General features: G+C 70.2%; 10 protein-coding genes. All 10 read right to left on the bottom strand.

What is annotated here, in order from left to right; genetic code table 11:
• Positions 1-19: 19 nt before the first annotated feature.
• Positions 20-865, bottom strand: coding sequence for a peptide chain release factor N(5)-glutamine methyltransferase (gene prmC, locus ACIGXP_RS06550; RefSeq protein WP_351238021.1), 846 nt, complete (start codon positions 863-865; stop codon positions 20-22).
• A 51-nt stretch (positions 866-916) separates the two neighbouring features.
• Entirely contained in the window at positions 917-1984 is a 1068-nt protein-coding gene (prfA, locus tag ACIGXP_RS06545; protein WP_363214555.1) for a peptide chain release factor 1, read from the bottom strand.
• Positions 1985-2092: 108 nt separating this feature from the next.
• A complete protein-coding gene (gene rpmE, locus ACIGXP_RS06540; protein WP_014675000.1) occupies positions 2093-2317 on the bottom strand; it encodes a 50S ribosomal protein L31 in 225 nt (74 codons plus the stop codon).
• A gap of 177 nt (positions 2318-2494) precedes the next feature.
• Complete coding sequence (locus ACIGXP_RS06535; RefSeq protein ID WP_399764888.1) at positions 2495-3628, bottom strand: LCP family protein; 1134 nt, start codon at positions 3626-3628, stop codon at positions 2495-2497.
• Positions 3629-3824: 196 nt separating this feature from the next.
• On the bottom strand, positions 3825-5582 hold the full coding sequence (locus ACIGXP_RS06530; RefSeq protein WP_399764662.1) for a trypsin-like serine protease: 1758 nt from the start codon (positions 5580-5582) through the stop codon (positions 3825-3827).
• A 161-nt stretch (positions 5583-5743) separates the two neighbouring features.
• Positions 5744-7702 carry a transcription termination factor Rho gene (gene rho, locus ACIGXP_RS06525; protein ID WP_399764660.1) on the bottom strand — a complete coding sequence of 653 codons (1959 nt, stop codon included), beginning with the start codon at positions 7700-7702 and terminating at the stop codon, positions 5744-5746.
• Between the two features lie 404 nt (positions 7703-8106).
• Complete coding sequence (gene thrB, locus ACIGXP_RS06520) at positions 8107-9024, bottom strand: homoserine kinase (RefSeq protein WP_399764658.1); 918 nt, start codon at positions 9022-9024, stop codon at positions 8107-8109.
• Between the two features lie 239 nt (positions 9025-9263).
• Positions 9264-10322 (bottom strand): threonine synthase, encoded by a 1059-nt coding sequence (gene thrC / locus ACIGXP_RS06515; RefSeq protein WP_363214551.1) that lies wholly within the window; start codon positions 10320-10322, stop codon positions 9264-9266.
• A 6-nt stretch (positions 10323-10328) separates the two neighbouring features.
• On the bottom strand, positions 10329-11621 hold the full coding sequence (locus ACIGXP_RS06510; protein ID WP_399764653.1) for a homoserine dehydrogenase: 1293 nt from the start codon (positions 11619-11621) through the stop codon (positions 10329-10331).
• Between the two features lie 142 nt (positions 11622-11763).
• Positions 11764-13155 (bottom strand): diaminopimelate decarboxylase, encoded by a 1392-nt coding sequence (lysA, locus tag ACIGXP_RS06505; protein ID WP_399764651.1) that lies wholly within the window; start codon positions 13153-13155, stop codon positions 11764-11766.
• Positions 13156-13182: the final 27 nt, after the last annotated feature.

Below are 13182 nucleotides of genomic sequence, written 5' to 3'. Positions count from 1 at the left end.
GGGATGAAAGTCGGGGTCCTCACGGCAGCGCCTTGCGGGCGGTCGCGAACCGGGGGCGGTTGTTGAGGTCGGGGTGGTCGGCCGCGTCGGCCCAGCCCCGCTCCTCGGTGAAGATCCACGGCACCTGGCCGCCCTGGGTGTCGGCGTGCTCGATCACGACGACGCCGCCGGGGCGGAGGAGGCGGTGCGCCGTGCGCTCCAGGCCCCGGATCAGGTCGAGGCCGTCCTCACCCGAGAACAACGCCAGCTCCGGGTCGTAGTCACGGGCCTCGGGGGCGACGTACTCCCACTCGGTGAGCGGGATGTACGGCGGGTTGGAGATGACCAGGTCGACCTGTCCGTCGAGGTCGGGGAAGGCCGTCAGGGCGTCGCCCTGGCGCAGGTCGACCCTGGACCCCGCCACGTTCTTCCGCGTCCACACCAGGGCGTCCTCGGACAGCTCCACGGCGTGCACGCGCGAGCGCGGGACCTCCTGGGCGAGGGCCAGCGCGATGGCGCCCGAGCCGGTGCACAGGTCGACGATGCACGGCTCGACGACGTCCATGGCACGTACGGCGTCTATGGCCCAGCCGACCACGGACTCGGTCTCCGGCCGGGGCACGAAGACGCCCGGCCCGACCTGCAGCTCCAGGTAGCGGAAGTAGGCCCGCCCGGTGATGTGCTGCAGCGGCTCGCGCTGTTCACGCCGGGCGATGACCTCCCAGTACCGGGCGTCGAAGTCCGCGTCCTTCACGGAGTGCAGTTCGCCGCGCTTCACGCCGTGCACGAACGCGGCGAGCTCCTCCGCGTCGGTGCGCGGCGAGGGCACGCCGGCGTCGGCCAGCCGCTGGGTGGCCTGGGCCACCTCCGCGAGCAGCAGGTTCACGCGAGTCCTCCGTGTCGTACTCGTACTTGCGCTCGTACGTGCGTACGTGTCTTACGCGGCGGCGAGCTTCGCCGCCGAGTCGGCGTCGACGCAGGCCTGGATGACCGCGTCGAGGTCACCGTCCAGGACCTGGTCCAGGTTGTACGCCTTGAAGCCGACACGGTGGTCCGAGATGCGGTTCTCCGGGAAGTTGTAGGTGCGGATCTTCTCGGAGCGGTCGACCGTGCGGACCTGGCTGCGGCGGGCGTCGGCGGCCTCCCGCTCGGCTTCCTCCTGCGCCATGGCGAGCAGCCTGGAGCGCAGGATACGCAGAGCCTGCTCCTTGTTCTGCAGCTGGCTCTTCTCGTTCTGGCAGGAGGCGACGACCCCGGTCGGCAGGTGCGTGATGCGCACCGCGGAGTCGGTGGTGTTGACGGACTGGCCGCCCGGGCCGGAGGACCGGTAGACGTCGATCCGCAGGTCGTTCGGGTTGATCTCCACGTCGACCTCCTCCGCCTCGGGGGTCACGAGGACACCGGCGGCGGAGGTGTGGATACGGCCCTGGGACTCGGTGGCCGGCACACGCTGCACGCGGTGCACACCGCCCTCGTACTTCAGCCGCGCCCACACGCCCTGGCCGGGTTCGAGCTGTCCGCGGGCCTTCACCGCGACCTGGACGTCCTTGTAGCCGCCCAGCTCGGACTCGGTGGCGTCGATGACCTCGGTCTTCCAGCCGACGCGCTCGGCGTAGCGCAGGTACATGCGCAGCAGGTCACCGGCGAACAGCGCCGACTCGTCGCCGCCCGCGCCCGCCTTGATCTCCAGGATGACGTCCTTGTCGTCGCTGGGGTCGCGCGGGATCAGCAGGAAGCGCAGCTTCTCGGTCAGTTCCTCGCGCTGCTTCTCCAGGTCCTTGACCTCGGCCGCGAAGTCGGGGTCGTCGGCGGCCAGCTCGCGCGCGGTCTCGATGTCGTCGCCGGTCTGCTTCCAGGAGCGGTACGTGGCGACGATCGGGGTCAGCTCGGCGTAGCGCTTGTTGAGCTTGCGCGCGTTCGCCTGGTCGGCGTGGACCGACGGGTCGGCGAGCTTCTTCTCCAGATCGGCGTGCTCGGCGACGAGTTCGTCGACGGCCTCGAACATCTTGGGCTCCTGATACTGCGGGGGGAGGGCTGGCGGGCGACCAAAAACGCCGGTCCCGGCGCACGCCTCGGTGGGGCGTACGGCCGTGGACCGGCGAATTGGGGCTCGCTACTTCTTGGAGCCGGCGGCAGCCTTGCCGAAGCGGGCCTCGAAGCGGGCCACACGGCCACCGGTGTCGAGGATCTTCTGCTTGCCCGTGTAGAACGGGTGGCACTCGGAGCAGACCTCGGCCCGGATGGTGCCGGACTCGATGGTGCTGCGGGTGGTGAACGACGCGCCGCAGGTGCAGCTGACCTGCGTCTCGACGTACGCGGGGTGGATGTCGCGCTTCAAGGTGTCTCCTAGGTTTCGGGAGGGCGCCGGGTCGCTGCAGCGGGCCTGCGGCAGCGTGAACCGGGGCCGACGTACCAGTCTGCCAGGACTGGGGCCATCCCCCAAAACCGGGGGCCACTGTTCTTTATTCCGGGTCTTCGTTCCGGGTCTTGTTCCAGGAGGGTGTCGGCCCGGCCCTCAGCCACTCACCACGCCCTTGGCCTCACCCGTGGCCGTGCCCTTCGTGGCCGACTTCGGGATCGGGCGGTCGTTCTTCAGGGCGTTCCACACCTGCTGGGCCTGCTGCTTCGCCATGAGCACGCGGTTGGGGTTCGCCGGGTCGTACCGGACCGGCATGGTGATCATGGTCATGTGCTTCGGGCCGATGCCCTTGAGGCCGTCTGCGAAGTCGATCAGGGAGTTGACCGAGCCGAGGTCGGAGTCGGTGGTGACGGTCTTGGTGGCGGTGTCGGCGAGGTCGTACAGCCTCTTGGGGCTGGTGAAGACGCCGACGTGCTTGACCTGGTTGAGCAGCGCCTTGACGAAGGCCTGCTGGAGCTGGATGCGGCCCAGGTCGGAGCCGTCGCCGACGCCGTGCCGGGTGCGGACCAGGCCGAGGGCCTGCTGCCCGCTCAGGGTGTGGGTGCCGGCCGGCAGGTTCAGGTGGCTCTGCCGGTCGTCGATGCTCTTCGTCGTGGTGACCGGGACGCCGCCGAGGTCGTCGATGAGCTTCTGGAAGCCCGCGAAGTCGACCTCCAGGTAGTGGTCCATGCGGATGCCGGTGATCGACTCGACGGTCTTCACCGCGCAGGCCGCGCCGCCGGTGCCGTAGGCCTCGTTGAACATCGAGCCGGACGCGGCCGGGTGCGTGGTGCCCTTGGTGTCGGTGCAGCGGGGCCGGTCGATCAGGGTGTCGCGCGGGACGGAGACCACGGCGGCCTTCTTGTGGCCCTCGTAGACGTGGACGATCATCGCCGTGTCGGAGCGGGCGCTGCCGTCGTCGGTGCCGCCGCCGAGCTTCTTGTTGGATCCCGAGCGGGTGTCCGAGCCGAGGACCAGGATGTTCTCGGAGCCGTTGTCGACCTTCGAGGGGCGGTCGTTGCCGAGGGCCTGGTCGATGTCGACGCTCTTGATGTTGCCGTTGAGCTTGAAGTACAGGTACCCGGCGCCCACACCGCCCAGCACCACCACACCGGCGGCCGTCCAGGCCGTGGCGAGCAGGGCCTTGCGGCGCGTGCTGCGGGCCTTGCGGCGTCGGCCCTTGCCTCGCGGGCGTGGACCGGTCTCGCCCGGCTCGGATATGACGGGCTCCGGCGTGCTCTGGGCGGACAACATCGCTCCTAGGTCTCGTCGGTCGGTTACCCCCTGCTGTCAGGGTCAGGCGCGGTCAGTACCGCTCCATCGTCGCCCCGCTGGGTCAGACGGAGAAACTCGGGAAAGAGTTGCACAACGCACCGTGCCCATCGCGTACGGCGATGGGCACGGTGCGTATGCGTTCAGTCCGGGCGTACGGCGCTCACCTGCGGCTTCAGCCCCAGATGTCGTACGCCTGGAAGCCGGTGCCGACCGAGATCCTTGTGGCAAAGATCTCGCTTGTGGCCTTTCCGGTCCCCTTGTACAGGTACAGGGTGCCGTCCGAGCCGCGGGCCAGGAAGTCGGCCCTGCCGTCGCCGCTCACGTCGCCGACCGCGTCGAAGGCGTTGTAGCCGGTCCAGGCGCTGCGCACCTTGATCCGGGCGGAGAAGGCGCCCGAGCCGGACTTTCCGGTGCCCTTGTACAGGTACAGGTCGCCGGTGCTGGACTGGCGGGCGAGCAGGTCGGCCTTGCCGTCGCCGGTGAGGTCGCCGTGTCCGCGCACCGAGTTGTACTGGCCCCAGCCGGTGCCGACCTCGACCCGGGAGCCGAAGGTGCCGTTGCCGTTGCCCGGGTAGAGCCACATCGCGCCACCGGAGTCGACGGAGAGCACGTCGGGCTTGTAGTCGCCGGTGAGGTCGCCCGGGACGACGATCCGCTGGCGCGTCCCCCAGCCGCTGAAGATCTTCGTCGTGGCCCAGGACCCGTCGGTGCGGGCACTGTTGAGGACGAAGTGGTCCCAGTACACATCACCGGTGGAACCGACCCGGTAGACGAAGTCCTGGTAGCCGTCGCGGTTGAGGTCGGCCTGCAGGACCAGGTTGGCGCCGCTCCAGTCGCCCAGGGAGATCCGGGCGCCGAACGAGCTGCCGGTGGAGTCCTTCTCGTAGCCGGTCTTCGTGGCGGAGCTGCGCACGAAGAGGTCGGCCTTGCCGTCGGTGTTGCTGAGGTTGGTGTCGTCGATCTGCGGGTAGGCCGCGCCGACGTACGTGGAGACCTTGGAGAAGACGCTGTAGTAGCCCTTCTCCACGCAGTCCTTCACGCCCCAGGAGACGACACCCACGATGCGGCCGCCCACCACGAGCGGCCCGCCGGAGTCGCCGTTGCAGGTCGCCTGGGTACCGGTGTCGCTGCCGGACTGCGTGCCCGCGCAGACCATGTGCCCCGCGATGAAGTCACTGCCGTAGACCCCGCTGCAGGTGCTGTCGGCGTGCAGGGTCAGCGTGTCGGTCTTCAGCGTCTGGGAGATGTCGTCGCTGGTGGAGCTGGTGCGGCCCCAGCCGTAGACCGTGGCGCTGGTGCCGCCGGTGTAGGACGCGGTGTCGCCGGAGGTGGTCATCCGGATGGGCGTGGCGCTGACCGGGACGTCCAGGGTGAGGACGGCGATGTCGTTGTCGATGGTCGTCGCGCTGTACGACGGGTGGTTCCACTGCCGCAGGACGCCGGTGGCCTGGCCGCCGTGCAGGTCCGTGCCGCCGCCGGCGTCGGTGGTGGGCAGCTGGTCGGTGCCGGTGACGACGGTGCCGTACTTGCTCCAGCTGTAGCCCTTGACGCAGTGGGCCGCGGTGAGGATCTTCGTCGGCGCCACGACCGAGCCGCCGCAGAAGAAGCCGACGTCGTCGCTGGTGTCGGTGGTGCCCTTGTCGTCGAAGTACCAGAGCTGGGCCATCCAGGGCGCCGAGGAGATGGTGGTCTCGTTGCCACCGACGATCCCCGGCGACATGGCCGACGGGCTGCTGCCGCTCGTGGCCGGCGAGTCGGTGGCCTCGGCGCCCGCGATCCGCTTCTCCAGGGTGGCCTGGGACGGCTGGCTGACGACGGGGCTGCCGCTCGGCTTCGGCAACGCGGTGGCGGCTCCGGCGGAGGCCGTCATCAGCGCGGCTGTGACGGCGGCGGCGACAGCGGCGGCACCGAGGGGCAGACCGACGCGCATACGGCGTCTGTGCCGCCTGGGCAGGGGCTTGAGCAAGGGAGTTCCCCCCACGGGAGAGGTGTGAGTCTGGTGGGGCGCCTGATGCGTCCCGTACCTCTCAGCGCCAAAAGGCCGCCCCCCGTCACTGATGGACGGGGGGCGGCCCCTGGACTCGCTTGCTCTCAGTCTCCGTTGCCCGGAGCCGGCGTCGTCTTCTGAATCTGCATCAGGAACTCGACGTTCGACTTGGTCTGCTTCATCTTGTCGAGCAGCAACTCGATCGCCTGCTGCTGGTCGAGCGCGTGCAGCACCCGGCGCAGCTTCCAGACGATGGACAGCTCCTCGTTGCCGAGCAGGATCTCTTCCTTACGGGTACCGGACGCGTCCACGTCCACCGCCGGGAAGATGCGCTTGTCGGCGAGCTTGCGGTCGAGCTTGAGCTCCATGTTGCCCGTGCCCTTGAACTCCTCGAAGATCACCTCGTCCATGCGGGACCCGGTGTCCACCAGGGCGGTGGCGAGGATGGTCAGCGAACCGCCGTCCTCGATGTTCCGCGCCGCACCGAAGAACCGCTTCGGCGGGTACAGCGCGGTCGAGTCGACACCACCGGACAGGATGCGGCCGGAGGCCGGAGCCGCCAGGTTGTAGGCACGGCCCAGGCGGGTGATGGAGTCCAGCAGCACGACGACGTCGTGGCCCAGCTCGACCAGTCGCTTGGCGCGCTCGATGGCGAGCTCGGCGACCGTGGTGTGGTCCTCGGCGGGGCGGTCGAAGGTCGAGGAGATGACCTCGCCCTTGACCGACCGCTGCATGTCGGTGACCTCTTCCGGACGCTCGTCGACGAGGACGACCATCAGGTGGCACTCGGGGTTGTTGTGCGTGATCGCGTTGGCGATCGCCTGCATGATCATGGTCTTGCCGGTCTTCGGCGGGGCCACGATCAGACCGCGCTGGCCCTTACCGATCGGCGAGACCAGGTCGATGATGCGGGTGGTGAGCACGCCCGGGTCCGTCTCCAGGCGGAGGCGGTCCTGCGGGTACAGCGGGGTCAGCTTGTTGAACTCCGGGCGGCCACGGCCGTGTTCGGGCGCCATGCCGTTGACGGAGTCCAGACGGACCAGCGCGTTGAACTTCTCGCGGCGCTCGCCCTCCTTCGGCTGGCGGACCGCACCGGTGACGTGGTCACCCTTGCGCAGGCCGTTCTTGCGGACCTGGGCGAGGGAGACGTACACGTCGTTCGGGCCCGGAAGGTAGCCGGAGGTCCGGATGAAGGCGTAGTTGTCGAGGATGTCCAGGATGCCCGCGACCGGGATCAGGACGTCGTCCTCGGCGAGCTGCGGCTCGGCGATGTCGTCGCGGCCACGGCGGCCACGGCGGTCGCGGTAGCGCCCGCGACGGCCACGGCGGCCGCCCTCGAAGTCGTCGTCGTCCTGCTGGCGGTCCTGACGGCCGCCGCCCTGCTGCTGGCCCTGCTGCTGACGCTGCTGGCCGCCCTGCTGGTCGTCGCCCTTGTTGCGGCGGTCGCGGTCACGGCCGCGCTCACGGCGGTCGCGGCGGCCACGGCCCTCGCCGTCACCGGTGTCGCCCTTGGCCTCGCCCTGCTGCGGCTGCTGCTGCACGGACGCCTCGGTCTTGGCCTCGGCCTTCGCCTCGGCGGCAATGGTCTCGGCGCTGCTCGCGGCCGGGCTGCCCGCCTCGGCGGTGGCACGGCGGCGACGGCGCTCGGTCGGGGCGTCGTCGGAGGCCGGCTGGCCGGGGATCTCGATCTGCTGCTGGGCCACGGCCTTCTCGGCGGGGGCCTCGGCCTTCTTCTCGCCGTCGGCGGCCTCACCCGTACGGGCCTTGGAGGTGGCGCGGCGCTTGGGCTTGGTCTCGGTGGCGGCCTCGGCCTTGGGGGCGGCGCCCCCTGCGGCCTGCGCCTCCTTGATGACCTCGATCAGCTGGCTCTTGCGCATCCGCGCGGTGCCCCTGATGCCGAGGCCCGAGGCGACCTGCTGCAGCTCGGCCAGCACCATGCCCTCGAGGCCGGTACCGCGGCGCCGCCGGGAGCCGGCACCGGTGGCAGGCGCGGAGGCGTCCGTGGCGGGCGCGGCAGCGGTCTCCTCGACACGTGCGCCCATCAGATCGGTGGTGTCGCTCACGAAGGGTCCTTCCCTGGAGCGGACGTCGGCCTGTCTGGCTCGGCGACCGGTTGTGCTGTCCGACTACGGTCCTGTCTTCCGTGAACCGTGCCGGGGCGGTGGTCCGCCAAAGCGGCGGAGGAAATGTGCGGTGATTGGCGCTTCCGCGAGCCGTGGCACCCAGTGTCACGTGGCGTGGTAGCACCGATTCCGGAGCGTGCCCGGCGGCCCGCTCAGTGTCCGCATACGACGTACTGCCCAGGTACGGCGCACGGAACACGGAGTGGCCCGGGAGGCTCCCGGAAGAATGTCTGTCCCGGACTGGGACACGAGGCACCTCGCCATGGTGGGGTCGGGTGCAGACTTGAGATTAACACTACCGGATCCAACAAACATTCCCCCTCTCCAAATCCGGCAACCGTGTGTCAGGTCGCAAGCGGCAGCACGCTCGCTCCCTGCAGGTCCAGGCTCAGCCGGTTGGCGGCCCAGTCGGGGCCGGCCAGGGTCTCCACCTTGTCGGCGGTACCGGCGTCGGCAAGGGCCATGACGGTGGGCCCGGCGCCCGAGATGACGGCCGGGACGCCCTCGGCGCGCAGCCGCTCCACCAGCGCGGCGCTCTCCGGCATGGCCGGGGCGCGGTACTCCTGGTGGAGGCGGTCCTCGGTGGCGGGCAGCAGCAGCTCGGGGCGCCGGGTGAGGGCCTCGACGAGCAGGGCGGCACGGCCCGCGTTGACGGCGGCGTCGACGTGCGGCACGGTGCGCGGCAGCAGGCCGCGGGCGGTCTCGGTCAGGACCGGCTTTCCGGGCACGAAAACCACCGGAACGATGGAATCGTTCGGCTCCATCCTGATGGCCCGGGCGGCGCCGGACTCCATCCAGGACAGGGTGAAGCCGCCGAGCAGACACGCGGCCACGTTGTCCGGGTGACCCTCGATCTCGGTGGCCAGTTCCAGCAGCGCCGCGTCGTCCAGGCGGGCCTCGCCGCCTATGGTCACGGCGCGGGCGGCGACGATGCCGGCGCAGATGGCGGCGGAGGAGGAGCCGAGGCCCCGGCCGTGCGGAATGCGGTTGGCGCAGACGATCTCCAGCCCCCGGGGCTGCCCGCCCAGCAGGTCGAAGGCGGTGCGCAGGGAACGGACGAGAAGGTGAGACTCGTCACGCGGAAGGGTCTCGCTGCCCTCCCCCGCGATGTCGATGTGCAGCCCGGAGTCGGCCACCCGGACGACCACGTCGTCGTAGAGCCCCAGCGCGAGGCCGAGGGCGTCGAAGCCCGGGCCGAGATTGGCGCTGGTGGCGGGAACGCGCACCCGGACGGCGGCGGCGCGGAACGCTGGACCGGCCATCGCTCGTTGACTCTCCTTGAGCTGCGTGACTGTCGAAGACATTCGATGACGTACGGGGAGACCCTCGGGCCGCGCAGACGGCGCGGCGCTGCCCCGATGCGAGGGCATATGCAACGGGCGGGTTCAGTACAGCCTATCGAAGGAAGGTTCTGTGGCGACATAGGGCGCACAGGAGGCGCACGATGCGTGTCGTAAGCCCCCTGTGCACCCTGTCAGGGAAAACCCGGGTCGCCGGGCGCTCAGCCGAGGCCGAGGCGCTCGGCGGCGGCGGCCGCGTCGACCGGGACGGTGACCGGCTGCGGGGCGCCGGCGACGGCCCAGTCGGGGTCCTTCAGACCGTTGCCGGTGACCGTGCACACGATCCGCTGGCCCGGGTCGACCCTGCCCTGCTCGGCGGCCTTCAGCAGACCGGCCACCGAGGCGGCCGAGGCGGGCTCCACGAAGACGCCCTCCTGCGCGGCCAACAGGCGGTAGGCGCGCAGGATTTCACGGTCCGTCACCTCGTCGATGGCGCCACCGGACTCGTCGCGGGCCTGCAGCGCGTACTGCCAGGAGGCGGGGTTGCCGATGCGGATGGCGGTGGCGATGGTCGAGGGGTCCTTGACGACCTCGCCGCGCACGATCGGGGCGCTGCCGGAGGCCTGGAAGCCCCACATCCGGGGCGTCCGGGAGGCGATGCCGTCGGCGGCGTACTCCTTGTAGCCCTTCCAGTAGGCGGTGATGTTGCCCGCGTTGCCGACCGGGAGGACGTGGATGTCGGGCGCGTCACCGAGCATGTCCACGATCTCGAAGGCGGCCGTCTTCTGGCCCTCGATCCGCACCGGGTTGACCGAATTGACCAGCGCCACCGGGTAGTTCTCACTCAGCGAGCGGGCGAGCGTGAGACAGTCGTCGAAGTTTCCGTCGACCTGGAGGATCTTCGCGCCGTGCACGAGGGCCTGGCCCATCTTGCCGAGGGCGATCTTGCCCTGCGGCACGAGAACGGCCGAAACCATACCGGCCCGCACGGCGTAGGCGGCGGCGGAGGCGGAGGTGTTGCCGGTGGAGGCGCAGATGACCGCCTTCGCCCCCTCCTCCTTGGCCTTGCTGATGGCCATGGTCATACCGCGGTCCTTGAAGGAACCGGTGGGGTTGGCCCCCTCCACCTTCAGGTGGACCTCACAGCCCGTGCGCTCGGAGAGCACCTGCGCGGGCACGAGGGGCGTGCCGCCCTCGCGGAGCGTCACGACCGGCGTGGTGTCGGATACCGGCAGCCGGTCCCGGTACTCCTCGATGATTCCGCGCCACTGGTGAGTCATTGCTGGTTACTCTCCTTCAACCCGCATGATGCTGGCGACACCCCGCACGGTGTCGAGCTTGCGCAGCGCCTCGACAGTCCCGGTGAGGGAGGCGTCGGACGCGCGGTGGGTGACGACGACGAGGGAGGCCTCGCCGTCCTTGCCCTGCTGGCGCACCGTATCGATCGACACCCCGTGCTCGGCGAACACGGTCGCGACCTGGGCGAGAACACCCGGTTTGTCCGCGACGTCGAGGCTGATGTGGTAGCGCGTGACGACCTCGCCCATGGGCGAGACGGGCAGGGCGGCGTACGCCGACTCACCGGGCCCCGTTGCGCCGTTGAGCCGGTTGCGGCACACGGCGACGAGGTCGCCGAGCACGGCGGAGGCGGTCGGGGAACCGCCGGCGCCGGGGCCGTAGAACATCAGCTGACCGGCGGCGTCCGACTCCACGAACACGGCGTTGTACGCGCCGCGCACGGAGGCGAGCGGGTGGGTCAGCGGAATCATCGCGGGGTGCACGCGTGCGGTGACGGAGCCGCCGTCCGCGGCCCGCTCGCAGATGGCGAGCAGCTTGATGGTGCAGCCCATCTCCTTCGCCGAGCGGAAGTCGGCGGCGGTGACCTCGGTCATGCCCTCGCGGTAGACGTCGTCGAGGCGCACGCGCGTGTGGAAGGCGATCCCGGCGAGGATGGCGGCCTTGGCGGCGGCGTCGAAGCCCTCGACGTCGGCGGTCGGGTCGGCTTCCGCGTACCCGAGCGCGGTGGCCTCGTCGAGGGCCTCCTGATAGCCGGCCCCGGTGTTGTCCATCTTGTCGAGGATGAAGTTGGTGGTGCCGTTGACGATGCCCAGCACCCGGTTGACCTTGTCCCCGGCGAGGGACTCGCGCAGCGGGCGGATCAGCGGGATGGCACCGGCGACGGCGGCCTCGTAGTACAGGTCCTTGCCGTGGTCCTCCGCCGCGGCGTGCAGGGCTGCACCGTCCTGGGCGAGCAGGGCCTTGTTGGCGGAGACGACGGAGGCGCCGTGCTCGAAGGCGGTGGTGATGAGGGTCCGGGCGGGCTCGATCCCGCCGATGACCTCGACCACCACGTCGATGTCGCCGCGTTTGACCAGAGCGGTGGCGTCGGTGGTGACGAGGTCCGCGGGGATGCCCTCACGGACCCTGGAGGGCCGTCGTACGGCGACCCCGGCGAGCTCCACCGGGGCGCCGATCCTGGCGGCGAGGTCGTCGGCGTGCGTCGTCATGATGCGCGCCACCTCTGAGCCGACCACTCCACAGCCCAGCAGCGCCACCTTCAGCGGACGCGTACGCATCATCCGACCTCGTTTCCTCATACCGTCTACGGTTGGACCAGTCTCACTCACCGGACGGGAGTTTCTACCCTTCGTCCGGATCGTGAGACATCTATTTCATTTGTACGGGACCGGAAGACCGTAGATCTTCCGGCCTGCACAGGGGTTACCCGACGTCGAGACGCAGGAGGTCCTCCTCCGTCTCACGCCGGACGATCACCCGGGCCTCGCCGTCCTTCACGGCGACTACGGGCGGCCGGAGCACATGGTTGTAGTTGCTGGCCATGGACCTGCAGTACGCGCCCGTGGCCGGTACGGCGATCAGGTCGCCCGGCGCCAGGTCGGCGGGCAGGAACGCGTCCTTGACCACGATGTCCCCGCTCTCGCAGTGCTTGCCCACGACACGCGCCAGCATCGGCTCGGCGTCGCTGGTGCGCGAGACGAGGGCGACGCTGTACTCGGCGTCGTACAGCGCGGTCCGGATGTTGTCGGACATACCACCGTCGACCGACACATACGTCCGCAGCCCGTCCAGCGGCTTGACGGTGCCGACCTCGTAGAGCGTGAAGGCGGTCGGACCGACGATGGCACGCCCGGGCTCGACGGAGATCCGGGGCGTCCGCAGCCTGGCGGCGTCGCACTCGCGGCTGACGATCTCCGTCAGCGCCTTGGCGATCTCGTGCGGTTCACGCGGATCGTCGGCACTGGTGTAGGCGATCCCGAGCCCACCGCCGAGATCGATCTCGGGCAGCTCGACCCCGTGCTCGTCCCGGATGTCCTTGAGCAGCCCGACGACACGGTGGGCGGCGACTTCGAAACCCGACATGTCGAAGATCTGCGACCCGATGTGGGAGTGGATCCCGATCAGTTCGAGCCCGTCGAGCTGCAGCGCCCGCCGCACGGCTTCCGCCGCCTGCCCGCCGGCCAGCGGAATCCCGAACTTCTGGTCCTCATGGGCGGTGGCGATGAACTCGTGCGTATGCGCCTCGACGCCCACGGTGATCCGAATCTGGACCTTCTGCCGCTTGCCCAGCGACTGCGCGATGTGGGCGACCCGCACGATCTCCTGGAAGGAGTCGAGCACGATCCGCCCGACACCGGCCTCTACGGCGCGGCGGATCTCCTCGGGGGACTTGTTGTTGCCGTGGAAGGCGATGCGCTCGGCGGGCATCCCGGCGGACAGGGCGGTGGCCAGCTCCCCGCCCGAGCACACATCCAGGTTGAGCCCCTCCTCGTGCAGCCACCGCACGACGGCACGGGACAGGAACGCCTTCCCGGCGTAGAACACGTCGGCGTCGGCCCCGAAAGCGGTACGCCACGCACGCGCGCGTGCCCGGAAATCGGCCTCGTCGAGGATGTAGGCGGGCGTGCCGTACAACTCGGCGAGCCGGGTGACGTCGACGCCGCCGACGGTGACGACCCCGTCGGCGTCGCGCGCGACGGTCTGCGCCCAGACCTTCTGGTCCAGGGCGTTGAGGTCGGCGGGCGGCGCGGAGTAGTGCCCCTCGGGCAGGACGTCGGCGTGACGGGGCCCGGCGGGGTGGGCGGAACGGCTCATGACGTGGCTCTCAGACTCTCTGTCTCT

Source organism: Streptomyces sp. NPDC053069 (assembly GCF_044546895.1).
Classification (GTDB): domain Bacteria; phylum Actinomycetota; class Actinomycetes; order Streptomycetales; family Streptomycetaceae; genus Streptomyces.
Note: the sequence above shows the minus strand (reverse complement) of the source record. Positions and strands in the feature narration are given on the sequence as shown.

What these genes read in the sequence shown, in the direction of transcription:
- lysA (WP_399764651.1), bottom strand. Translation starts at nt 13,155, where the DNA reads ATGAGCCGTTCCGCCCACCCCGCCGGGCCCCGTCACGCCGACGTCCTG.
- ACIGXP_RS06530 (WP_399764662.1), bottom strand. Translation starts at nt 5,582, where the DNA reads ATGCGCGTCGGTCTGCCCCTCGGTGCCGCCGCTGTCGCCGCCGCCGTC.
- thrC (WP_363214551.1), bottom strand. Translation starts at nt 10,322, where the DNA reads ATGACTCACCAGTGGCGCGGAATCATCGAGGAGTACCGGGACCGGCTG.
- thrB (WP_399764658.1), bottom strand. Translation starts at nt 9,024, where the DNA reads ATGGCCGGTCCAGCGTTCCGCGCCGCCGCCGTCCGGGTGCGCGTTCCC.
- ACIGXP_RS06510 (WP_399764653.1), bottom strand. Translation starts at nt 11,621, where the DNA reads ATGATGCGTACGCGTCCGCTGAAGGTGGCGCTGCTGGGCTGTGGAGTG.
- prfA (WP_363214555.1), bottom strand. Translation starts at nt 1,984, where the DNA reads ATGTTCGAGGCCGTCGACGAACTCGTCGCCGAGCACGCCGATCTGGAG.